This window comes from Marinobacter sp. P4B1 (assembly GCF_001447135.1).
GTDB lineage: Bacteria > Pseudomonadota > Gammaproteobacteria > Pseudomonadales > Oleiphilaceae > Marinobacter > Marinobacter vinifirmus.
On the sequence record NZ_LLXM01000015.1, the window covers coordinates 381,362 to 403,907 of the forward strand.

Sequence of the window (22,546 nt, forward strand, 5' to 3'; positions counted from 1 at the left end):
AGAAGGTTACGCCGCCTTGCGCTGCCAAAGCTTCGAAAGCGGTGTAATAACCAGTACCAGAACAGCCCCCGCCAGCAATCCGAACAGGCCATCCCCCAGCGTGGTGACCAGCACCTCCGGCACCGATGAGACCATACCGGCCACATGGTGAATGGCGTCGTACACCGCCGGAATGCCGTGGGTCAGAATACCGCCACCCACCAGGAACATGGCAATGGTGCCCAGTACCGACAGGGTTTTCATCATCCAGGGCGCCAGCCAGAGTATGCCGTGCCCCACTTTCTGCGCCATGGCGCTCGCTTTCTGGCTCAGGTAGAGACCGGCATCGTCCAGTTTCACAATACCCGCCACCAGGCCATAAACTCCAACGGTGACCATCAGCGCCACCACCGTCAGCACCGCAAACTGCATTCCGAAACCCTTGCCCGCCACGGTGCCAAGCGTGATGGCGATGATTTCTGCGGAGAGGATAAAGTCGGTACGAACAGCGCCTTTGATCTTGTCTTTCTCGACCGTTTTCAGGTCCACTTCCGGCTTCTTCAGCGCTTCCCGGAGTTCTTCCCTGTGCCTCTGTTCTTCTTCCTTGTGCAGGAATTTGTGCACCAGCTTTTCGAAACCTTCATAGCACAGGAAAGCGCCGCCCAGCATCAGTAAAGGGGTGATCAGCCAGGGCACGAAGAAGCTGATGGCCAGTGCCGCCGGTACCAGGATCGCCTTGTTGATAAACGAACCCTTGGCCACCGCCCAAACCACAGGTATTTCACGGGCCGGCTTTACGCCGGTTACCTGCTGGGCGTTCAGGGCCAGGTCGTCCCCGAGCACACCTGCGGTCTTCTTGGTGGCAGCCTTGGTCATGACCGCTACATCGTCCAGGACAGTCGCAATGTCATCGATTAAAACGAGCAGGCTGGAGCCGGCCATAAACAGTTCCTTTGTTAATTCGACAAGAAGGGAAAGACCGAAGTTTACGAAAACCCGGAGCGGGAAAACAGTTCCGGGCACTCAGAACCGGACAGGTCAGGCATCAATGCCCATCGCCTCCGCGGCAATGCGGTTTTTCAGCGGCGCCAGCTGGTTCAGCCAGCGCATGCCGGTGTTCCGAAGCCAGCGCACGGGTAATTCATCCCGGGCGAACAGCTGCTTGAAACCTTCCATCGCCGCCATCATGGTCAGGTTCTCACCCTTGCGCCGGCGCTGATAACGGGCCAGCACGGAGGCATCATCCGGAGCAAGGCCAAGTGCCCTGGCTCGCCCAAGCTCCTCCAGCAACGCACGCACGTCGCCATAGCCCAGGTTTGCACCCTGCCCGGCCAGCGGGTGGATGGTATGGGCGGCGTCGCCCACCAGGGCCAGGCCATCGGCGATGTAATCCTTGGCGTGGCGCTGGCGCAGGGGAAAGGCAAAGCGCCGGGAAACCGCCAACACCTCACCCAGCTCCCGCTCGATGGCGGCTTCCAGCTCCTTCCGGAAACTCTCGGTCTCCAGCGCCATCAGACGGCGGGCTTCCAAGGTGTCCTGGGACCAGACAATGGAGCAGAAGTGTTCATCCCCGGCTTCATTCAGTAACGGCAGGAAGGCCAGTGGCCCGGTGGGAGAAAACCGTTGCCACGCCGTGTAACGATGGTTCTGGCTGGTGCGGACGGTACACACGATGGCCTGCTGGTCGTAATCCCATTCCCGGGTTGCCAGGCCGCTCCACTGGCGCAAGCGCGAAAGCGCGCCATCTGCGCCCACCACCAGCCTGGCAGCCAGGCGCCGGCCGTCTTCCAGCTCCACACCCTGCTCCCGGCTCCAGGCTTTCACCCGCACGCCATCCAGCAACTGTACCGAGCTGTCTGAAAGGCTTTCGAACAGGGCGCGAACGATGTTCCGGTTCTCGACGATGGTGCCAAGGCTGCGGGCGTGCAGTTCGGCCGCATCGAAATGAATACGGCCAGTGCCGTCACCGTCCCACACGGTCATTTCCCGATAACCACAGTGGCGGCTGGCCTGTACCTTCGGCCAGGCTCCCAGCTCTTCCAGCAAGCGCTGGCTGGCCAGGGAAATCGCGCTGACCCGGGGCTCGAAGTCGTCAACCGAGTTGGCGGGTTCGGCCGGGGCCATCAGGCTTGCGGCCGGGGCACCTTCAATCAGACCCACCTGCCAGCCTTGGCGGGACAAGCCCAGGGCCAGTGCGGAGCCGATCATGCCGCCACCGACGACCAGGATATCGAATTGCTGTGTTGGGGCATCAGCGGTCATGGTGTTCGGACTCCGGCAAAGACTCAGCGGCTGAAATCACCGGCTTGCGGCCACCGGTGCCCATGGCCTTGCGGGCAAACCAGCGCTTGGCTCCGGGCACCAGGTCCAGCCCGACCAGGCCGGCATCCCGGGCGGCAGCCAGCGGTGGCAGGGATTGCCCGAAAACACGGATCAGGGAATCAGAGAACTGCACTGTCTGCTGCCAGTCCTGGCGATGCAGGCGCTGGTATTCACCCAGCACAGACAGGTCACCGATCGACACACCGGCATCCACCGCCTTGCGGAACTGTTCCACCAGCGTCATCAGCCCACGCAGGGCCAGGTTAAAGCCTTGCCCGGCCACCGGATGCAGGGCATGGGCGGCGTTGCCCACCAGGGCCACGCCGGGGCGCACGGCTTCGTCTACAGTTACCAGCTTCAACGGGTAATGATTGCACTGACCGATGCGGGTAAAGCGCCCGAGACGCCAGCCGAACCGTTCCTGGAGTCGCCGGCATTTTTCATCGTCAGACACCGAAAGTATTTGCTCCAGCGCGCTGTCAGTCAGCGTCCACACCAGCGCAGACTGGTTCCCGGCCCGCACCGGCGAACCATGGGGCAACAGGGCCATGGGGCCGGAATCGGTAAAACGCTCGAACGCGGTGTACCCGTGCGAATCGCTGGTCGACACGTTGGCAATCAATGCATTCTGGCCGTAGTCCTCGGTTCGGGTCACAAAGCCCAACTGTTCCCGCAGTCCGGAACGGCCGCCATCGGCCACCACCAGGCACTGGCCGGTCAGGGCTTGTTCTTCACCCTCTTTACGGATGCTGACCTTAACGCCACCGGGGATCGGCGTCATGCCAACCACTTCTGCCGGCGCCTGCCAGCTTACCGGGGTTTCCAGCAGCGCCCGCATGAGGCAAAGCCCCATCCAGCGGTTGTCCGCCACATAACCCAGGGCCGGCTGGCCATGGTCGGCAGCATCCAGACGGGTGGCGCCGAACCGGCCCCGGTCAGACACATGAATATTCCGGATGGGCGTGGCGTGTTCCGACAACGCTGCCCACAAACCCAGCTCTTCGAAGATCAGCCGGGAGCCCCAGGCCAGCGCCGTGGAACGGGCGTCGTAGCTGGGCTGGTAGTCGTCCGGCAGGGCATCGGGCGAGAGCGGAAAACTTTCCACCACGGTCACCCGCAATTCCGGCACCACGCGGGCCAGGGCCAGCGCCAGGGTGGCGCCGGCAAGGCCGCCACCGGCAATAATCAGGTCGGTATCCATCCGGGGTTCGGTCACAGGCTCAGTCCGCCATCAGGGCTTCAATATCGGCCACGGTTTTCGGGACCGCGTCGGTCAGCACGCGGCAGCCGTCTTTGGTTACCACCACATCGTCTTCGATGCGAATGCCAATACCGCGCCATTTTTCCTCTACGTTCTCGTTATCCGGCGCAATGTACAGCCCGGGTTCTACGGTCAACGCCATACCCGGTTCCAGCTGGCGCCAGGCATCGCCTACCTTGTAGTCGCCCACATCGTGCACATCCAGCCCCAGCCAGTGGCCGGTGCGGTGCATGAAAAACGGTTTGTAGGCTTCACTGGCAATGGCATCGTCCAGGCTGCCGGACAGCAGCCCCAGATCTATCAACCCCTGGGTCAGCACCTTCAGGGCCGCCTCGTGGGGGTGGTTCCAGTGGTTACCGGGGCGCACCGCATCAATGGCGGCGTACTGGGCATCCAGAACCACGTTATACAGGGCTGTCTGTTCCGGGCTGAACTTGCCGCTGACCGGGAAGGTGCGGGTAATGTCAGAAGCGTAGCAGTCCAGCTCACAACCGGCATCGATCAGCACCAGGTCGCCCTCTTTCAGCGGCGCGCTGTTCTCGATGTAGTGCAGGATGCAGCCGTTGGCGCCACCACCCACGATGGAAGGATAGGCCGTGGAGCGGGCACCGTGTTCCATGAAGGTGTGGACCAGTTCGGCTTCCAGGCTGTACTCATAGCCACCCTTGCGGGCCCGCTTCATGGCCCGGCAATGGGCCTCGGCGCTGATTTTCCCGGCCCTGGCCATCACTTTCACTTCGGCTGCACTCTTGTACAGGCGCATGTCGTGCAGCAGGTGTTCAAGGGCCACCAGCTCACCGGGCGGATGGGCACCGGCCCGCACCTTGCTACGGATGACCTTCACCCAGTCCATCACCCGGTTATCGAAGACCGGGTCTTTGCCAAGCGGGTAATACACCCGGCTTCGGCCTTCAATCATGCCAGGCAGGATGTCGTCGATATCGCCGATCGGGAAGGCATCGTCCAGGCCATAGCGCTCAATGGCCCCCTCGGGCCCCACCAGGAAACCATCCCAGAGTTCTTTTTCCGGGTTACGCTCCTTGCAGAACAGCACGGTCTCGCCGTGTTCCCGGCCCGGAATCAATACCAGTACCGCTTCCGGCTCGCCAAACCCGGTCAGGTACTGAAAGTCGCTGTCCTGGCGGAACGGATGCAGAACATCCCGGTTACGCACACGCTCCGGCGCTGCCGGCAGAATGGCGATACTGTCCGGAGCCATCCGGTCCATCAGTTTTCGGCGGCGGTCGGCGAATTCTTTCATCGGAATCATTGAGGCCATGCTGTCTCCTGATCAGTGCAGGGTGGGCGTTGCGCCAGCCGGCTTCTCCGGCTCATTGAATTCGGTAAACACCGCCAGGGCACCCAGGCGGACGTATTCGGTAATTTCCAGCAGCTGCTGCTCGCTTTCGTCGTCGGACTCTTCGTCTTCCGACAGCTGGCTGATGGCAACCATGTCTTCAATCAGTTCACGGATTTCATCCGGAGCCTGCCCCAGCGAAGCACCGGCCGCCAGGGCCATGCCCTCGAGGAAACCTCGCACCCAGGCGATCAGGGCTTCCAGGCGCTGCTCGATGGCATAGTCGTCATCCGGCAACAGGGGCTGGAAGGTCATCTCACTGGACTGCAGCTGCGCCAGGGTTTTCTCGTAGGCACCGTACATAAACGGCGCCAGGTCATCCGATTCTTCCATGGCCTGATCCGCCAGCCCCATGTGCTCGCACACCATGGCCAGCCACTGCTGTTCTTCAATACGGGTGCCGGCCGCCAGCCGACCACAGAGAACACCGTGCAGTTCGGAGGGGTGGCTGAAGGCCTTGTGGGCCGTGAAGACGTTAGCCCAACGTTCGAATTCGGCAGCGCGGGCGGCACCTGAAGTATCGCTTTCAGACATGAAAAAACCGGTTCCTGTTTCGGGGGAGACTGCCGGGGCCATTGCCCGGCCGCTCCGTCTGTTTGAGGTGTCTATCCTAGCATTACGGCGCTGTGCTGGCACGGGCCGGCCAGATCGGCACTTGCTTTTACCGGGCCAAAGGAGAAAAATGTTATAACATATCAAAACACCGGAGATTCCCCCGATGCGAAAGCGCCTGCCCTTGCTCGCTTCCCCCAGACTGATCCTGGCCCTTGGCCTGGCAACCATGACGGCACCTGCCATGGCACAGGATAACCCGGCCGCTCACCAGCATGGCCATGCCGAACTCCAGATTGCCTTTGCCGGTGAACAGATTGACCTGTTGCTGGAGTCGCCGGCCTGGAACCTGCTGGGCTTTGAACACCAGCCCCGCACAAAGGAACAGCGGCAGAAACTGGACGGTTTGCGCGAATGGGTGGCCGCGAATGCCCTGATCAACACCGAAGGAGGCAACTGCCGGGTGACCACTTCGGAACTGCATACCGGCTGGGAAGGGCACGAAGCTCACGATGACCAAGGGCATGACCAGGACGCCCACGCAAACCATTCCGACCTGGAAATCACCCAGAGCCTGCGATGCGACGCCTTGCCAGATGCTTCCGCCTTCACCGCACCCATACTGGACGCCTACCCGACCCTGGAGCACCTGAATGTGCAGTGGGTTTCGGCGCAGGGCCAGGGTGGCACCCGGCTGACCCGGTCCGACAACCGTTTCCGGCCGGGGCAGTAAACTTACTCGGTATAACGCTCTACAGACTCCGCCACCATGGAATAAGACGAAGTAACCAGGTCGTTTTCGGTACGCTCAATCACCAGCTTGCCTTCAATCCAGACCGGGTCGTACAGGGCTTCCAGGGTGAAGCCTTCGCGGTATTTCACATGGATAATCTGGTTCGGCGGTGGTGGCGGTACGTGGATACAGGCGCCGTAGTAAGGCACCAGGAAGAACTCGAGGATGCGCATGTCACTGGTGGTTTTCAGGGGTACCACAAAGCCCGGAATACGGCCTTCGACATCGCCCATTTCCGGCACAACCCGGCCCGTCATGATCTCGTCGGGCAACAAAACCGGGCCGTCGCCTTCGTGCTCCACCTCAGGCATGCTTTCCAGCAATGCCAGGTCTTCGGCCGGCATCAGTTCCAGCCAGTCGATTTCCCGGAGCTCGGCCCGGGCTGATAATGACAGCAGCAACATCAGCGGCAAAAGGCAGGCAAACAATGCCCGGGACTTCGGATACACTGGCATGGACGGCCTCTCCAATCGGGGTGATTCACAACACGGCCCACATCATACAACGCAACCGACCAGACCGATATGAACAGCAGTACAGCAACCGCCAGATCGGCCTGCCCGGCCATAGAGACCCGAGACCTGATGTTTCGCTGGCCAGGCCGGGAACAGCCGCTCGTTTTTCCTGACATTTCCCTGGCCGCAGGCGAACACCTGTTTCTGCACGGCCCCAGTGGCACCGGCAAAAGCACGTTGCTGGGCCTGCTGGCCGGCATGCAGACGCCGCAAACCGGTGCGGTCAGCCTGCTGGGGCAGCAAACCAGTGCCATGAGGGCCGGCGCCCGGGATCGCTTCCGGGCTGACCATATGGGCGTTATCTTCCAGCAGTTCAACCTGGTGCCTTACCTGAGTGCGCTGGCCAATGTGACCCTGCCCTGCCGGTTATCGGCGCTGCGCCGGGCCCGTGCCGACCGGCACCCGGATACCGCTGCCAGCGAACTGCTGAAGGAACTTGGTATCCCCGAGAGCCACTGGCACCACGGGGTTACCAATCTGTCCATCGGCCAGCAGCAGCGAGTGGCCGCCGCGCGGGCGCTGATCGGCGCGCCGGAAATCATTCTGGCCGACGAGCCAACCTCCGCCCTGGACACCGACAACCGCGACCGCTTCCTGGATCTTCTGCTGACGCTGGCCAGGGAACGGCAATGCTCGGTGGTGTTTGTCAGCCACGACAGAAGCCTGGCCAGCCACTTCCACCATCAACTGGCCCTGGGAGGTACGCCGTGAGCAAGGTCCGACTGGCACTCTCCCTGGCAACCGCCAGCCTGTGGTACCGGCGCAAGGTACTGGCACTGGTTTGCCTCACCCTTACCCTGAGCGTCACGCTACTGCTCGGAATCCAGTATCTTCGCACTGAAGTCCGGCAGTCATTTACCAGCACCATCAGCGGAACAGACCTGATTGTTGGTGCCCGCAGCGGCCAGCTGAACCTGCTGCTGTATTCGGTCTTCCATATTGGCGATGCCACCAACAACATCCGCTGGTCCACTTACCAGAAGCTGGCACAGGACAAGCGTATAGACTGGGTGGTTCCGGTCTCACTGGGCGACAGCTACCGGGGCTACCGGGTAGTAAGCACTAACGCACAGTTCGTTGAACGCTTCCGATATGGCAACGATCAGCCCCTGGAACTGGCAGCCGGCCACTGGTTTACTGGCCTGTTCGATGTGGTGCTGGGCGCCGGCGTGGCCCGCCAGCTCAACCACCAGGCTGGCGACCGTGTTGTGCTGTCCCACGGGGGTGGACGCACCAGCTTTGCCAACCATACCGACCTGCCGTTTACGGTGTCCGGTATTCTGGCGCCTACCGGCACCCCGGTAGACCAGGCGGTTTACATCAGCCTGGAAGCCATGGAAGCCATCCACGTGGGCTGGGAATCCGGCATTGCCTTGCCCGGCCGAACCCTGACAGAAGAGAAGGCAAAGACCCGCTCCTTCGAGCCAGACGCCATTACCGCAGCGTTTATCGGGCTGGACAAGCCGATACTCACCTTCCAGCTGCAACGGGAGCTGAGCCAGTATCGCGAGGAGCCCTTGTCCGCCATTCTGCCGGGCGTTGCCCTGAGCGAATTGTGGCGCATGATGGGCCAGTTTGAGAAAGCCTTGCTGGGCATCAGCGCGTTTGTGGTCATTACCAGCCTGACCGGCCTGGTTGCGGTGCTGCTGACCATTCAGGCCCAGCGCCAGCAGGAGGTGGCGGTGTTGCGGGCTACCGGTGCCCCGCCCATCCTGATTGCCTCGCTGTACAGCTATGAGTGCGTGGTACTGGCCCTGGCGGCCTGTGCCCTGGCGCTGCTGCTGGGCGCCGGCGCCATTGCCGGCTTGGGCCCCTGGCTGCTGGAGCAGTACGGCATACAGGTCGGACTTCGTGGCCTGAACCGGGCAGAATGGCTCCTGCTGGGCTCGGTACCGGTGGCGGCATTCGTGGTTTCGTTACTCCCGGCCTTGCGCAGCTGGCAAAAGAGCCGCAAGCTGGGATTTGCCGGATCCGGCGGCTGACCTGCCGCTGAAAGTGACAGGCTTCACGGCCCCGGCGCCATGACAATGCGGTAAATTGACCGTTATGGTGCGGGCACTTATAGTTACCGACATCCAAATTACTCATATTGGGCACGTCATGGAACAGTCCGAAGTACAGGCATTAGCGGACAAGCTGGACACACTGATTGAACGCTGCAAGAAGCTCGAGAAGGATAACGCCCTGCTGCGCGAGCTGCAGGACGACTGGAACCGGGAACGGGCCCAGTTGATGCACAAGAACGATCTTGCCAAAAACAAGATTGAAGCCATGATCGGCCGCCTGAGAGCGCTGGAGCACCACTGATGTCACAGCAGTCAACCACCGTTGAAGTCCGGATTCTCGACAAGGAATACCTGGTGGCCTGCCCGCTGGAAGAGCAGGAGGCCCTGCTGCGCGCAGCCCGGCACCTGGACAGCAAAATGCGGGAAATCCGGGCCAGCGGCAAAGTGTTCGGCACCGAGCGCATTGCCGTCATGGCTGCCCTGAATATTACTCACGAACTGCTGGAGCGTGACACCATGTCTGACGCCACCAGCAGCCTCCTGAAAGCCATGGACAACCGCCTGGACGAAGCCCTTGGGGGCAGTTCCGGCAACTGATTCCGGAAACTTTCCGGAATGGGGTTGCAATCGGCCCCGGCCCTGCCCGTATAATGGATTCAACTTCCTGGGCTGTTCGCTGGTCGGGTACGTCCTCGAGCCGATGCGCACTACCCAGGTGGCTACTTCAGGGCATTGTGAGCATGTCCCCCACGGGGGAAAGCCTGATATGTCACAGCGGCCACCGACCTTGAACTTTGGGTTCAAGGGCTACATCCGATAACGGCAGCCCGGGAAGCTTTATTTTGTCGCAGTTACACCCTCCCAAACCCTTTGAAGCCCATCCGGACACCCTGTCCCGCACCGAACTTCGCAAGCATTTGCGCCGCAAGCGCCGGTCCCTGAGTTTTGAGCAACAGCAGCAAGCCTCTGAACAGCTGGCTCTGAACCTTCTGAAACATCCGGACCTGCACCGCGCCCGGCATATCGGCATCTACCTGGCCAACGACGGCGAGATCGACCCACACCTGTATATCGACCTGGCTCGCCGCAAAGGCATCCACTTTTACCTGCCGATCCTGCACCCGATCTACCCGGGCAAGCTGGTATTCAGCCCCTATTTCGACGGCATCCGGCTGAGTGCTAACCGCTTCGGCATTCCCGAACCGCCGTTCCCGCGCTCAAGGCGCAGGCCGGCATGGGCACTGGATGCTGTGCTGTTTCCGCTGGTAGGTTTTGATGAAAACGGGGGCCGGCTGGGCATGGGCGGCGGTTTTTACGACCGTACGTTCGCCTTCAGCCGTATTCGCCCGGGCATGGCGCCCAAGCTGATTGGCCTGGCCCATGATTTCCAGAAGGTAAGGGAACTGCCCATCGAGCCGTGGGATGTACCGTTACACGGGGTGGTAACGGATAAGCGTCGTTACCGGTTCAAGCCCTGACTGGCTGACTGTACGAAGCTGGTCACAGGAACGTCTCTGGCGGAGCGCTTGTCTTCTGAAGCCTGAAGTGACGTAAACCCGGTAATGACAAGGCCGACCGCAAAGATCAGTACGATGGTGCGGATGATGTCTGGCTTGCCTCTCATTTCACGTGGTCCCGTTTTTTCTTGGTTCTAATTGGCTGGAAAATCAGGTAGCTATTCTCGACTTGGAGAATTAGACGAAAGACTAACACGTAACTTCAATTTTACAATTATTGACAGGTTACGATTACGTAAGGGTAGGCCGGCCGAAACCGGACGGCCTGCACCGGAGCAAGGCGGCCGAATCAGTTGTGGGGCACCTTTCCGGGAACCGCTACGAGCACATCCATGTGCGCTTCTCTCCGGCCATCCATGGCCTTCGAAATTCCCGGAAAGGTGCCCCACAACTGCTTCTACTTCTACTTCTGCTTCTGCTTCTGACCGGGTCTACTTCTGGTTTCCGTTACCCGCACCCAGGAACAACCGGTAGGCCTCGTTATCGGTCATGTTTTCGTAGCGGAAGCCAACCTTCTCCAGCATCTTCTCGAAATCCGGAATTTCCGCTTCGTTAACCTGGGCACCCAGCAAAACGCGGCTGTAGGCTGCGCCGTGGTTGCGGTAGTGGAACAGGGAGATGTTCCAGCGGGTGCCGAGGGACATGAGGAACTTCAGCAACGCGCCCGGGCGTTCGGGGAATTCGAACTGGTAGATGACTTCGTTGCTGACCGACGGGGCGTGGCCGCCGACCATGTGGCGGATGTGTTGCTTGGCCAGGTCGCTGTCGGTGAGGTCGATGACGGAGTAGCCGGTTTCGCGCAGTTCCTGCACCAGTTCTTCACGGCCCAGGCCGCCGGCCTGGATCTGGATGCCAACGAAGATGACGGCTTCGCTGGCATCGGCGTAGCGGTAGTTGAATTCGGTGATGCTGCGTTTGTGCAGGGCGTTGATGAAGGTTTTGAACGCGCCTGGTTTTTCCGGGATGGTGACGGCCAGGATGGCTTCGCGTTTTTCGCCGATTTCGGTGCGTTCGGAGATGTAGCGCAAGCGGTCGAAGTTCATGTTGGCGCCGCTGAGCACGCCGGCCAGGTTTTCGCCTTCAAGCTGTTCCCGCTCGATGTACTTTTTCATGCCGGCCACCGACAGTGCGCCGGCTGGTTCGGCGATGGAGCGGGTGTCTTCGAATACGTCTTTGATGGCAGCGCAGATTTCGTCAGTCGAAACGGTGATGACTTCATCGACGGCGTCTTTACAGATGTTCCAGGGTTCTTCCCCGATCTGTTTAACCGCCACACCGTCTGCAAAGATGCCTACTTCGTCCAGTATCACCCGCTCACCGGCAGCCATGGCCGCTTGCAGGCAGTTGGAGTCTTCCGGTTCCACGCCGATCACTTTGATGTCCGGGCGCAGGTATTTGATGTACGCCGCCATGCCGGCGATCAGGCCGCCGCCGCCCACGGGGATGAATACCGCGTGCAGGGGCTGGGAAAATTGCCACATCATTTCCATGGCTACGGTGCCCTGCCCGGCGATGACGTCCGGGTCGTCGTAGGGCGGGATGTAGGTGTAGCCGTGTTTTTTGATCAACTCCTGGGCATGGGCGGCAGCTTCGTCGAAGGCGTCGCCTTTGAGTACTACCCGGGCGCCCCGGTCCCGCACCGACTTCACCTTGATGTCAGGCGTGGTCTGGGGCATCACGATCACGGCCTTGATGCCCAGTTGCCTGGCCGACAACGCCACGCCCTGGGCATGGTTACCGGCGGAGGCACAGATCACGCCCTTGGCTTTCTGCTCTTCCGAGAGCTGGGCAATCCGGTTGTAGGCGCCACGAATCTTGAAGGAGAACACCGGCTGAAGGTCTTCACGCTTGAGCATAATATTGTTGCCAAAGCGCTTGGACAGGCTGCGGGCTTCAGTCAGCGGTGTTTCGATGGCGATGTCGTAAACCCGCGCATCGAGAATCTTCTTGATGTAGCGTTGCGGCATGATGGTTCCGGTTGCTGGTGAGTGGCTGGGAAAAACCTACAGTTTAGAAACTTTGCACGGCAGCCGTCTATAAGCACAGACACTGCGAGCGTATAATGAGAAGCGAATTCAACCCGACAATCCCCCGGAGCTCCGCCATGACCCAGGACGAACTGAAACAAGCCGTTGCCAAAGCTGCCGTAGACCACATTGCCCCGCACCTGGAGCCGAAAAGCATCGTAGGCGTCGGCACCGGCAGTACGGCCAACTTTTTCATCGATTACCTGGCCGAGTACAAAAACGATTTCGACGGCGCCGTAGCGAGCTCCGAAGCCACCGCCGAACGCCTGAAAAAACACGGCATTCCGGTGTATGACCTGAACGCCGTTAACGAAATCGAGTTCTATGTCGACGGTGCCGACGAGACCAACGAGCGCCTGGAGCTGATCAAGGGCGGCGGCGGCGCCCTGACCCGGGAAAAGATTGTGGCTGCCGTCGCCAAGACGTTTATCTGTATTGCCGACGAATCCAAGATGGTGGGCATTCTGGGTGAATTCCCGTTGCCGGTGGAAGTCATTCCCATGGCCCGCAGCCATGTGGGCCGGGAAATCGTCAAACTCGGTGGCGACCCGGTTTACCGGGACGGTTTTGTCACTGACAACGGCAACATCATCATCGACATCCACAACCTGGACATCTCCCGACCGATCCAGGTGGAAGAGCGGCTCAACAACATTGTCGGCGTGGTTACCAACGGCCTGTTCGCGCGGCGCCCGGCGGACTTGCTGCTGCTGGGCACCAGCGAAGGCGTGAAGAGCATTGCCCGCCCCGGTGCCTGAACCAGAAGCACCAACCAAGCCGGCCAGCAGCGCCGGCTTTTTCTGGCCCACACGCACAAACCAAGCGCTTGCTTGGTAAAGAAATTTAAGAGACACTCCGGATAACACCAACAAGAACGCGGGAAGCCCGATTGTGTCTGACTACTTCAACGAAACCCACGAACAGGTTCGCCTGACCGCCCGTAAATTTATCGAAACCCACGTACTGCCCCATATCGACAACTGGGAAGAAGCCGGCGAATTCCCCCGAGAAATCTACCAGAAGGCAGGCGACGCAGGGCTGCTGGGCATTGGCTTCCCGGAAGCGCTTGGTGGCGTTGGTGAAGGCGATATCTTCATGAAAGTGGCGGCGTCCGAAGAGCTGATGCGCTCCACCTCCGGCGGCTTTGTCGCCAGCATCGGTTCCCTGGATATCGGCCTGCCACCGGTGGCCAAGTGGGCGAAGAAAGAGATACGCGATCAGATCGTACCGCCGGTGCTCCGGGGCGAAAAAATTGCCGCCCTGGCGGTCACCGAACCCGGCGGCGGCTCTGACGTCGCCAGCCTGAAAACCCGAGCCGTGAAAGACGGCGACCATTACATCGTCAACGGCAGCAAAACCTTCATCACCAGTGGCACCCGTGCCGACCACTACACCGTGGCTGTGCGCACCGGCGGCGAGGGCCATGGCGGCATCAGCCTGCTGCTGATCGACCGTGACATGCCCGGCTTCAGCACCGGCACCAGGCTCCGCAAGATGGGCTGGTGGGCCAGCGACACCGCCGAACTCTTCTTCGAAGACTGCAGGGTACCGGCCGACCGCCTGATCGGCGCCGAAAACGCCGGCTTCATTGCCATCATGAGCAACTTCCTGGCCGAACGCCTGAGCCTGTCCATCATGGCCTACATGACCGCCCAGCTGGCCTATGAAGCCGCGATGCATTACGTCAAGGAACGCAAGGCCTTCGGCCGCCCGGTCTCCGGCTTCCAGGTAACCCGCCACAAGCTGGTGGACATGGCCACCCAGATCGACATCGCCCGGGAATACACCTATCGCTGCGCGGCGCTGATGCAGGCCGGCAAAAACCCGATCAAACAGGTGGCCATGGCCAAGAACTTCTCCGTCGACATGTGCGAAAAAGTCACCCGCGAGGCGGTGCAGCTGTTCGGCGGCATGGGCTTCATGCGGGAATCGGTGGTGGAGCGCCTGTACCGGGATGCCAAAATCCTGTCGATCGGCGGCGGCACCACGGAAATCATGAAGGAGCTGATTGCCAAACAGATCCGGCTGTGACCAAGGTTTAGTTTCGAATGGCAGGAGACTTCCGTATAATTGCGCCCAATTTTCCACCGCAGTTAAACGAACACTAACGTAGCAGGAAGGATCGCACATGCAATTCGACAACATCCCCGCTGGCAAGAACCCGCCGGAAGACATCTACGTAGCCATCGAAATCCCGGCTAACAGCTCCCCGGTCAAGTACGAACTGGACAAAGACATGGGCGCCCTGCTGGTTGACCGTTTCATGGCTACCCCCATGTTCTACCCGGCCAACTACGGTTTCATCCCGCACACCCTGGCTGACGACGGCGACCCGCTGGACGTGCTGGTAGTAACCCCGTACCCGATCCAGGCAGGTTCCGTTATTCGCTGCCGTCCGGTGGGTGTACTGAACATGGAAGACGAAGCCGGTGGCGACGCCAAGCTGGTTGCGGTTCCCCACGACAAGCTGACCACCACTTACCACGACGTTAAAGAAATCGACGACCTGCCCGAGCTGCTGCGCGACCAGATCCGTCACTTCTTCGAGAACTACAAGACTCTCGAGCCGGGCAAGTGGGTGAAGGTACAAGGCTGGGACAACGCCGCCGCTGCCAAGCAAGCCATTGTTGATGCCGTGAACGCCTACAAAGGCTGATCACGCATCAGGCACAAAAAAACCGGGCAGCCCTAACAGCTCCCCGGTTTTTTTGTGTCTGCGTTACCCTCCCGGGTAACGCATATCCGTTGTTATCCCCGTGACAACAGATCCCGCATGTCACTGATTGCCGCATTGGCCCGCGACAGGTAAGCGGCCATGGTCAGGGAGTGGTTAGCCAGCAGGCCGAAGCCACTGCCATTAAGGATCACCGGGCTCCACATGGATTCCTGGGTACCTTCCAGCTCGATAATGATCTGCTTCACACTGGCCATGGCGTTCTTGTCCATAATCACCTTGCGGAAGTCCACTTCAATGGCCCGGAAGATGTGCAGCAGGGCCCAGGCACTGCCGCGAGCTTCGTAGAACACATCGTCAATCCTGGTCCAGTCGGTTTTCACATCGTCGCCGCCGATGTCTTCAGACAGTGGATCGTCCGGATCAAGGTTGGCAACCGCATCGGACACCGAGGCCTTGCCCACACTCTCGCTCAGGGTGCGGGACAGGCTGCCCAGACGGGTTTCCAGGTCTGCCAGCCAGTTGCCCAGGTTGTCCGCGCGGGCAAAGAACTGGGCATCGGCCTGGGCGGGGTCCGACAACCGGTTCAGATAGCGCTTGAGGGCATTGATACCGCGACGGTACTCAGCCTCGGTGGAGGGAATCGCCCAGCTCTCGCTGTCGAAGTGCAACTGGGGCTCGGCAATGGTCAGGTCCGGGTCTTCCGCCGACTGGCTCTGGGAACGGCTGATGTCTTTACGCATGGCCCGGGACAGGTCTCGCAGCTGCACCAGCGCGCCGTACTCCCAGTTCGGCATGTTGTCCAGCCACAAGCCCGGAGGGAAGATGTCGTTGGAGATGTATCCGCCCGGCTTGTCCAGCAGGGTTTCGGCAATCCGGATCATGGTGGCGGTGGTGGCAAACCCGGTTACCGGCTCCCGCTCCATGGTGTTGGCCAGGGTTCGGGTATGGTCACGCACAGAGAAGGTATCCGGCTCGCTGCTCCAGTACATGCCGAGCACAATCGTAACCAGCAGGTATACCACCAGCACCGCCAGTACAAATTTACCGATTACACCACTGCCCCCGGTGTAATCCTGTACGTCTTCCTTTTTGTCCCTGAAGTACTGTCTGATCTTGCCCGACATAAGTCTCCCGTTCTCCCGTTGCTTATTCGTCTGCCCCGAAGGGCCTGCCCAGATGGTATCCCATGGCGCCATCAATACCCAGCTTACAGACTACCGAGTATTCCGCTTCGGTTTCCACTCCGGTGGCAAACACCCGCACGCCGCGGCTGTGCGCGATGCCGATCACCGACCCCACCCAGAACCGGTTCTCGCTGTGGCTGTCCAGGTCGTGGATAAAACTGTTGTCGATACGAATGCCCCGGAAAGGCAGATTTCTCAGATAGCTGAACGGCACCCCGCCGACGCCGAAACGATCCACCATCACCGGAACACCAATTTTCACCAGCGCCCGAACCAGCCAGCCAGCCTTTTTGCGATGATGGTTCAGCGCAAGTTCGGGAATGCCTACCCACAGCCTGGCCACCCGGTTCCCGGCCCGGGTCAGCGCTTCCAGCAGGTCTTCACAGAAGCGGTCATCACCAACGGAGGAAACCCCCAGCGATATGGCCAGGGTTTGGTCCGGCGTCTGTTCCAGCATCGCCAGCACCCGGGCCAGCAACAACCGGTCAATGCCGGCAATCAGGCCCAGGCGTTCGGCCACGGGCAGAAATGCCCCGGCCTTGAGGTCGCCCTCCGGCGAGGGAATGCGCGAAAACGCCTGATAATGGGCCAGGGCACCGTCTTCACAGGTCACCATTGGCTGCAGCCACAATGACAGGTTCCCGGATTCAATAGCGCCAGCCAGCAGCTCGCGCCAGGACTCCATGGTGAGATGGCTGTCCGCCCCGGCCTGCTCCAGGCAGCAACCGGATTCGCACTTTTCCTGGGCCGCCCGCAAGCCTTCATCCGCCGCCGCCAGCAGGTCACGAACGCCGGCCCCGGGCAAAGCCACCGCCAGCCCTCCGTGAACGGCCGTGTCCATGGGCGAGGCAAGGTCGCAATAGATGCCGTCCAACTCGCGGATTAACCGCTCAAGCCATTTCCGGGCATCGGTTGCCGGTGCCCCGGGCAGAAACACCACAAACTCCGCGCCGGTGCGCCGCCCGGCAAAGGATTGCGGGTGGCGGGCAGTAAACCCGGCCAGGCTTCCGGCCACCTGTCGCAGCAACTGGTCGCCCTCTTCCCGGCCATAGGCCATGTTGTAATCGGCAAAGCCCGCCAGGCGAATCATGGCCAACACGCCGGGAGCCGACTTTTCTTCCGACATGATTTCCGCTTTCAGGCGCTGGTCAAAGGCACTGCGGCTGGCCAGCCCGGTTACCGGGTCTTCACTGTTCACTTTGCGCAAATGCTGGATAAGCCGGCCCTGGCCTACAAACAAACGCTCCAGGTCGTCCGCCATCTGGTTCATGGCTTCGGTTACACGGTTCAGCTCACGGGTAGAACGGGTGCGCACCCGGTTCCGGAAATCCCGCAGGCCCCAGGCCCGGGCCTGCTGCTCCAGCGCCGACAGCGGCCGCAGCAACCGTCGCACCAACAGAAACAGGGCCACCAGGCCCGCACCGCCAATCACCAGCACGCTAACCAGCAAACCCAGGGTTATACGCCACAGGTCGTCGTAGGCGCGGCCCGGATGACTGACTACCCTGACCTTGCCCAGGCGCGACCAGCCCCGCACCACTTCCGCCTCCGCCTGCGGCAACGGCAGCTCCGCCAGGCGAATAAACCAGCCGGGAGCGGCCGCACCCTTCAACGCCATACGCCGGCCCGCAATCACCTGGCCGTCATGGCCGATGTATTCCACAGACAGGTAACGGCCGCTGTCAAAAACCGCATCTACCAGGGATGCCGAGGCCACAGGGTCTGAGCCGTCAATCGCGTTGGAGAGGGAAAGCCCGGTAGCGGTCGCTCCGTCAAGGGCGTGGTCGGTAAGCTGGTCCGCCACGTAGTCCCGGAAGTGCCCGAAACTGGTGATAAACGCAGCGGCAAGAATGAACACCAACAGACCGCTGGTGAACAGAATCAGCAGGCTGCTGAGGGAGATTTCACCCTGCTGGGCTGCGAACGTGTTTGTGTGCTTCCTTGCCATGATTTCCCGGCCCCGGCCATGCTGGCCTGAACGATTTCCATGATCAGCGGCCCGTGACCGGTGCCGCAGAGTTGACAAACATTTACAGTGTGCAATCTACGCCGACAACATTAAACACTATAGACTCTGAAAACCGACTAAGGTTAGAAAGTTACCCCTGCGGATCGGGTGCATCTTCATAAAAAGGACACAGGCCGGAGCCCCATGAACGACGAGAGCCAGAAAGAAAAACTCAGGCAACACTTCGCCCGCCGTGTAACCACCCAGGCCCGGGTGGTACTGGATACCTGGCAGAAGATCAGCGAGAACCGGGGCCAGGCCGAAAGCCTCCGCGAGCTGTTTGCCGCAGACACCGACAAACTGGTGCGCTACGCCCTGCGCTTCGAGATGAATGACCACGCCGTTGCCGGCAAGCGCATCCTGCAACTGCTGGCAAGCTGGGCGCCGGGCTCAGCCCTGGATGACAACCTGGCTGCGCAATTACAGGAAGCCACCGGCAGCCTGTGCCAGAGCACCCAGCGCCGCTCCGACCAGGCCACGGGGCAGGCACCGCAGCAATACCGGCGCACCCCGGTCTACATTGCCCTGGACAACAGTGAAACCGCCAACCGGCTGATCCGCCAGCTGGAATTTTTCGGGTTCCGGGCCGCTGCCTTCGGCACTGCCCGGGAGCTGGTCGAGGCCTGCAACCAGAGCAAGCCGGAAACCATCCTGATGGATGTGAACTTCGGCGGATCCGCCCTGGCGGGTATCAGCACCGTAGAGCAGTTACAGGCCCGGCACGAGACCCCCATCCCGATTATCTTCGTCAGCGAAGACGACGGCACCATTGAAACCCGGTTGCGGGCTTCACGCTGCGGCGGAGAGGAATTCTTTTACCCGGCCGTAGACCCGGGCCAGCTGATCGAGAAAATCGAAACCTACTGCAACGGCAATTCCAACGAGCCCTACAAGGTGCTGGTACTGGACGACTCCCGGGCCCAGGCGAAATTCATGGAGACGGTGCTCAAGCGGGCCGGCATGAACGCCTACGTCATCACCGACCCCATGCAGATCATCAACGCCCTGGACGAGTTCTCTCCGGAAATCATCATCCTCGACATGTACATGCCCGGTTGCACCGGCACCGAGATCGCCCGGGTTATCCGCCAGCAGGACAAATTCCACAGCGTACCCATTATCTACCTGTCGGCAGAGGAAGACGTGAACAAGCAACTGCAGGCCATGAGCCTGGGCGGCGACGACTTCCTGACCAAGCCGATCGACCCCAAACACCTGGTGGCGACCATCCACAACCGGGGTCGCCGGGCCCGTTCGCTGCTGGCACTGATGATTCGCGACAGCCTGACCGGCCTGTACAACCACACCCACACCCTGTACCTGCTGGAACAGGAAATTGTCAGGGCGAGACAAAAAGACCAGCCGCTGGCCTTTGCCATGATCGATATTGACGAGTTCAAGAAGGTCAACGACACCTACGGCCACCCCATCGGTGACCGTATCCTGCGCAGCCTGTCCATGTTCCTGAAACAGCGCCTGCGCAAAACCGACCACATCGGCCGCTACGGCGGTGAGGAGTTTGCGGTGATCCTGCCCAACACCTCCGCCCGGGATGCGCAGAACGTGCTCGACGAAATCCGCCAGCGCTTCTCCGAGCTGCAGCAGCAGGCCGGCGAACAGGAGTTCCGGGTGTCGTTCAGCTGCGGCGTTGCCGACTGGCAGGGCGACAGTGCCCAGACACTGTGCGAACGGGCCGACAAGGCCCTGTATCGCTCGAAAGAACACGGCCGCAACCAGATCAGCCTGGCCTCCTGAGCCCTCCCTCCAGGCTGGAGAATCGCTCCAGCCTCTGAACTTCCGGGCCGGGCGCCCTGCCCGGCCCATGAAACCAATGTCGAATAGCCGCTTTGGCAACCATGGCCGACAATTGAGGCCATCAACGAAATGTCATCGCACCGCCGGTCATTGCTGTGTAAGCTTTTTTCAGGATCAATCCGGCAGCAGGAAGATTGTCAAAAAGTGTTGATCCGAGGCTAACAAGCACGCACCATTCAGGTAACGTGCCGTTATCTTCGGCGATCCTGTTCAAATAACACCAAGGCAAAATTACCATGTCGACCATACTTGTGCTCCATGGCCCCAACCTCAACATGCTCGGTACCCGTGAGCCCGAGGTGTATGGCTATGAGACCCTGGCCGATATCGATGACCGGTTGCGCGAGAAAGCGGCAGACAAAGGCCATCACCTCCTGCACCTGCAATCGAACGCGGAATATGAGCTGATCGAGCGGGTGCACGAAGCCCGGGCCGAAGGCGTGGATTTCATCATTATCAATCCGGCCGCCTTCACCCACACCAGCGTGGCGCTGCGTGATGCCATGCTGGCATCCGGCATTCCGTTTATTGAAGTGCATCTTTCCAACGTGCATGCGCGGGAGCCTTTCCGCCATCACTCGTACTTTTCGGATATCGCCGTAGGCGTTATCTGCGGGCTGGGCAGCCAGGGCTATGACCTGGCACTGCAGGCTGCCCTGCAACGAATTCACCGATAGACCAGTAAAACGGGACTGAAACAGTTATGGATATTCGCAAAATCAAGAAACTGATCGAGCTGCTCGAAGAGTCTGATGTCGAAGAGCTGGAGATTCACGAAGGCGACGACTCGGTACGCATTTCCCGCCGTCGCGAGCAGGCAGCTGCCGGTGGCCATTATGTAAGCCACTACGCCGCACCGCAGGCGCCCCAGGCACCGGCGCCCGTGGCTGAAGCAGCACCGGCTGCAGAAGCTGCTGCCCCGGCTGCACCGAGAGGCCATACCGTGAAGTCTCCGATGGTTGGCACCTTCTATCGTTCACCCTCACCCACGGCTGCTGCATTCGTTGAAGTGGGCCAGACCGTGAATGCTGGCGACGTGATTTGCATCGTTGAAGCCATGAAGATGATGAACCAGATCGAAGCCGACAAGGCCGGTACCATTACCGAAATCCTGGTCGAAAATGGCCAGCCGGTTGAGTTTGACCAGCCCCTGGTCGTCATTTCCTGAATTCGGTGATTGCTAACCATGGCCATGTTAGAAAAAGTTCTGATCGCAAACCGCGGTGAAATTGCCCTGCGCATTCTCCGCGCGTGCAAGGAGCTGGGCATCAAGACGGTTGCCGTGCACTCGCAGGTCGACCGCGACCTGATGCACGTGCGCCTTGCAGACGAATCTGTCTGCATTGGCCCGAACAGCCCCACAGAAAGCTACCTGAACATTCCCACCATCATCAGCGCTGCTGAGGTGACCGATTCCGTGGGCATCCACCCGGGCTACGGCTTTTTGGCGGAGAACGCCGACTTTGCCGAGCAGGTCGAGAAAAGCGGCTTCCGCTTCATCGGCCCCCGGGCGGAAACCATTCGCCTGATGGGTAACAAGGTCTCCGCCATCGAAGCCATGAAGAAGGCAGGCGTACCGACCGTACCCGGCTCCGACGGCCCGCTGACGGACGACGACGAGCGTACCCTCAAGCTGGCGAAGCAGATTGGCTACCCGGTGATGATCAAGGCCGCTTCCGGCGGTGGTGGTCGCGGCATGCAGGTGGTGCACTCTGAAGCCGCCCTGCTGAAAGCGGTACAGATTACCCAGACCGAAGCCAAGAACGCGTTCGGCGATCCCACCGTCTATCTGGAGAAGTTCCTGGAAACTCCACGCCACGTGGAAGTCCAGGTGCTGGCGGATATGCACGGTAACGTGATTCACCTGGGCGACCGGGACTGCTCCATGCAGCGCCGCAACCAGAAGGTGATCGAGGAAGCACCGGCTCCGAACATCAACCCGGAATCCCGGGAGCGCACCCTCAAGGCCTGCGTGGATGCCTGTAAGGAAATCGGTTACGTGGGCGCCGGCACCTTCGAGTTCCTGTACCAGGACGGCGAGTTCTATTTCATTGAAATGAACACCCGGGTACAGGTTGAGCATCCGGTTTCCGAGATGGTCACCGGCGTGGATATCGTGCGTGAGCAGCTGCGCATTGCCAGCGGCCTGCCGCTGCAGTACAGCCAGGACGAGATTCATATTTCCGGCCACGCCATCGAGTGCCGGATCAACGCTGAAGACCCGCAGACGTTCGTGCCCAGCCCCGGCAAGGTCAAGCACTTCCACGCTCCCGGCGGCAACGGCATCCGTGTGGATTCGCACCTGTACAGCGGCTACACCGTACCGCCGTACTACGATTCCCTGGTGGCCAAGCTGATCACCTGGGGCGACGACCGGGAAATCGCCCGCCGGCGCATGAAGAACGCGCTGGACGAAATGCTGGTCGAGGGCATCAAGACCAATCAACCCCTGCATCGAAAACTGGTACGCGATGGTGGCTTTAAACAGGTAGACTTCACCATCCACTACCTCGAGAAACTGATGCGGGATTAA

Annotated in this window: 24 protein-coding genes and 1 other RNA gene; 14 read left to right on the plus strand and 11 right to left on the minus strand. The window is 60.6% G+C overall.

All coding sequences use genetic code 11. The annotated features are described in order from the left end of the window. Positions 1-6: 6 nt before the first annotated feature. The 5 genes from AQ621_RS13425 to AQ621_RS13445 form a co-directional block, all read right to left on the minus strand. Positions 7-921 carry a DUF808 domain-containing protein gene (locus AQ621_RS13425; protein ID WP_058341861.1) on the minus strand — a complete coding sequence of 305 codons (915 nt, stop codon included), beginning with the start codon at positions 919-921 and terminating at the stop codon, positions 7-9. 96 nt (positions 922-1,017) lie between these two features. After that, the gene (locus AQ621_RS13430; protein WP_058341862.1) at positions 1,018-2,241 is read right to left on the minus strand and encodes an FAD-dependent monooxygenase; all 1,224 of its coding nucleotides are present in this window, start codon (positions 2,239-2,241) and stop codon (positions 1,018-1,020) included. Continuing rightward, entirely contained in the window at positions 2,231-3,502 is a 1,272-nt protein-coding gene (gene ubiH / locus AQ621_RS13435) for a 2-octaprenyl-6-methoxyphenyl hydroxylase (RefSeq protein WP_227508386.1), read from the minus strand. Before ubiH ends, AQ621_RS13430 begins: the two co-directional genes overlap by 11 nt. A gap of 19 nt (positions 3,503-3,521) precedes the next feature. Beyond that, positions 3,522-4,841: a Xaa-Pro aminopeptidase gene (pepP, locus tag AQ621_RS13440; protein ID WP_058341864.1), complete on the minus strand. Its 1,320-nt coding sequence runs from the start codon at positions 4,839-4,841 to the stop codon at positions 3,522-3,524. Positions 4,842-4,853: 12 nt separating this feature from the next. Further along, positions 4,854-5,453: a UPF0149 family protein gene (locus AQ621_RS13445; protein ID WP_036219211.1), complete on the minus strand. Its 600-nt coding sequence runs from the start codon at positions 5,451-5,453 to the stop codon at positions 4,854-4,856. Between the two features lie 184 nt (positions 5,454-5,637). Here AQ621_RS13445 and AQ621_RS13450 point away from each other — a divergent pair, with 184 nt between their 5' ends. Beyond that, on the plus strand, positions 5,638-6,204 hold the full coding sequence (locus AQ621_RS13450; RefSeq protein ID WP_058341865.1) for a ZrgA family zinc uptake protein: 567 nt from the start codon (positions 5,638-5,640) through the stop codon (positions 6,202-6,204). Positions 6,205-6,206: 2 nt separating this feature from the next. Here the strand turns inward: AQ621_RS13450 and AQ621_RS13455 are convergent, their stop codons facing one another. Next, positions 6,207-6,719 (minus strand): DUF3299 domain-containing protein, encoded by a 513-nt coding sequence (locus tag AQ621_RS13455; RefSeq protein ID WP_058341866.1) that lies wholly within the window; start codon positions 6,717-6,719, stop codon positions 6,207-6,209. A 69-nt stretch (positions 6,720-6,788) separates the two neighbouring features. Between AQ621_RS13455 and AQ621_RS13460 the strand changes: the two genes are divergently transcribed. The 6 genes from AQ621_RS13460 (at position 6,789) to AQ621_RS13480 (ending at position 10,263) form a co-directional block, all read left to right on the plus strand. Continuing rightward, a complete protein-coding gene (locus tag AQ621_RS13460; protein WP_058341867.1) occupies positions 6,789-7,490 on the plus strand; it encodes an ABC transporter ATP-binding protein in 702 nt (233 codons plus the stop codon). Then, a complete protein-coding gene (locus AQ621_RS13465; protein WP_058341868.1) occupies positions 7,487-8,761 on the plus strand; it encodes an ABC transporter permease in 1,275 nt (424 codons plus the stop codon). The genes AQ621_RS13460 and AQ621_RS13465 overlap by 4 nt, the downstream gene beginning before the upstream one ends. A gap of 118 nt (positions 8,762-8,879) precedes the next feature. Beyond that, the gene (locus tag AQ621_RS13470) at positions 8,880-9,086 is read left to right on the plus strand and encodes a TIGR02449 family protein (RefSeq protein ID WP_022988352.1); all 207 of its coding nucleotides are present in this window, start codon (positions 8,880-8,882) and stop codon (positions 9,084-9,086) included. Beyond that, complete coding sequence (locus tag AQ621_RS13475; RefSeq protein WP_022988353.1) at positions 9,086-9,382, plus strand: cell division protein ZapA; 297 nt, start codon at positions 9,086-9,088, stop codon at positions 9,380-9,382. The genes AQ621_RS13470 and AQ621_RS13475 overlap by 1 nt, the downstream gene beginning before the upstream one ends. Before the next feature lie 61 nt (positions 9,383-9,443). Next, a non-coding RNA gene (ssrS, locus tag AQ621_RS17405) (6S RNA) lies at positions 9,444-9,623 on the plus strand. A 4-nt stretch (positions 9,624-9,627) separates the two neighbouring features. Then, on the plus strand, positions 9,628-10,263 hold the full coding sequence (locus AQ621_RS13480; protein ID WP_058341869.1) for a 5-formyltetrahydrofolate cyclo-ligase: 636 nt from the start codon (positions 9,628-9,630) through the stop codon (positions 10,261-10,263). Here the strand turns inward: AQ621_RS13480 and AQ621_RS17695 are convergent. Both AQ621_RS17695 and ilvA read right to left on the minus strand, forming a co-directional pair. Further along, positions 10,245-10,409 (minus strand): hypothetical protein, encoded by a 165-nt coding sequence (locus AQ621_RS17695; RefSeq protein WP_173637054.1) that lies wholly within the window; start codon positions 10,407-10,409, stop codon positions 10,245-10,247. The genes AQ621_RS13480 and AQ621_RS17695 overlap by 19 nt on opposite strands. 324 nt (positions 10,410-10,733) lie before the next feature. Beyond that, positions 10,734-12,269, minus strand: a complete 1,536-nt coding sequence (gene ilvA / locus AQ621_RS13485) for a threonine ammonia-lyase, biosynthetic (protein WP_058341870.1) — start codon at positions 12,267-12,269, stop codon at positions 10,734-10,736. 137 nt (positions 12,270-12,406) lie between these two features. Between ilvA and rpiA the strand changes: the two genes are divergently transcribed. The 3 genes from rpiA (at position 12,407) to ppa (ending at position 14,985) form a co-directional block, all read left to right on the plus strand. Then, entirely contained in the window at positions 12,407-13,087 is a 681-nt protein-coding gene (gene rpiA / locus AQ621_RS13490) for a ribose-5-phosphate isomerase RpiA (protein WP_058341871.1), read from the plus strand. A 133-nt stretch (positions 13,088-13,220) separates the two neighbouring features. Then, positions 13,221-14,360, plus strand: a complete 1,140-nt coding sequence (locus AQ621_RS13495; protein WP_058341872.1) for an acyl-CoA dehydrogenase family protein — start codon at positions 13,221-13,223, stop codon at positions 14,358-14,360. 97 nt (positions 14,361-14,457) lie between these two features. Then, positions 14,458-14,985: an inorganic diphosphatase gene (ppa, locus tag AQ621_RS13500; RefSeq protein ID WP_022988360.1), complete on the plus strand. Its 528-nt coding sequence runs from the start codon at positions 14,458-14,460 to the stop codon at positions 14,983-14,985. Positions 14,986-15,077: 92 nt separating this feature from the next. Here the strand turns inward: ppa and AQ621_RS13505 are convergent, their stop codons facing one another. Together AQ621_RS13505 and AQ621_RS13510 are read right to left on the minus strand one after the other, a co-directional pair. Then, positions 15,078-16,130, minus strand: coding sequence for a DUF2333 family protein (locus AQ621_RS13505; protein WP_058341873.1), 1,053 nt, complete (start codon positions 16,128-16,130; stop codon positions 15,078-15,080). Positions 16,131-16,152: 22 nt separating this feature from the next. Continuing rightward, the gene (locus tag AQ621_RS13510) at positions 16,153-18,138 is read right to left on the minus strand and encodes a bifunctional diguanylate cyclase/phosphodiesterase (RefSeq protein ID WP_058341874.1); all 1,986 of its coding nucleotides are present in this window, start codon (positions 18,136-18,138) and stop codon (positions 16,153-16,155) included. A gap of 204 nt (positions 18,139-18,342) precedes the next feature. Between AQ621_RS13510 and AQ621_RS13515 the strand changes: the two genes are divergently transcribed. Then, positions 18,343-19,953, plus strand: a complete 1,611-nt coding sequence (locus AQ621_RS13515; protein WP_058341875.1) for a GGDEF domain-containing response regulator — start codon at positions 18,343-18,345, stop codon at positions 19,951-19,953. Between the two features lie 121 nt (positions 19,954-20,074). Here the strand turns inward: AQ621_RS13515 and AQ621_RS13520 are convergent, their stop codons facing one another. Continuing rightward, a complete protein-coding gene (locus tag AQ621_RS13520) occupies positions 20,075-20,260 on the minus strand; it encodes a hypothetical protein (RefSeq protein ID WP_022988364.1) in 186 nt (61 codons plus the stop codon). Between AQ621_RS13520 and aroQ the strand changes: the two genes are divergently transcribed. The 3 genes from aroQ to accC are packed head-to-tail and all read left to right on the plus strand — an operon-like array spanning position 20,250 to position 22,546. After that, positions 20,250-20,690, plus strand: a complete 441-nt coding sequence (gene aroQ, locus AQ621_RS13525; protein WP_022988365.1) for a type II 3-dehydroquinate dehydratase — start codon at positions 20,250-20,252, stop codon at positions 20,688-20,690. The two genes, AQ621_RS13520 and aroQ, sit on opposite strands and share 11 nt — an antisense overlap. 26 nt (positions 20,691-20,716) lie before the next feature. Continuing rightward, positions 20,717-21,181, plus strand: a complete 465-nt coding sequence (gene accB, locus AQ621_RS13530) for an acetyl-CoA carboxylase biotin carboxyl carrier protein (RefSeq protein WP_022988366.1) — start codon at positions 20,717-20,719, stop codon at positions 21,179-21,181. A gap of 18 nt (positions 21,182-21,199) precedes the next feature. Continuing rightward, a complete protein-coding gene (gene accC / locus AQ621_RS13535) occupies positions 21,200-22,546 on the plus strand; it encodes an acetyl-CoA carboxylase biotin carboxylase subunit (RefSeq protein WP_022988367.1) in 1,347 nt (448 codons plus the stop codon).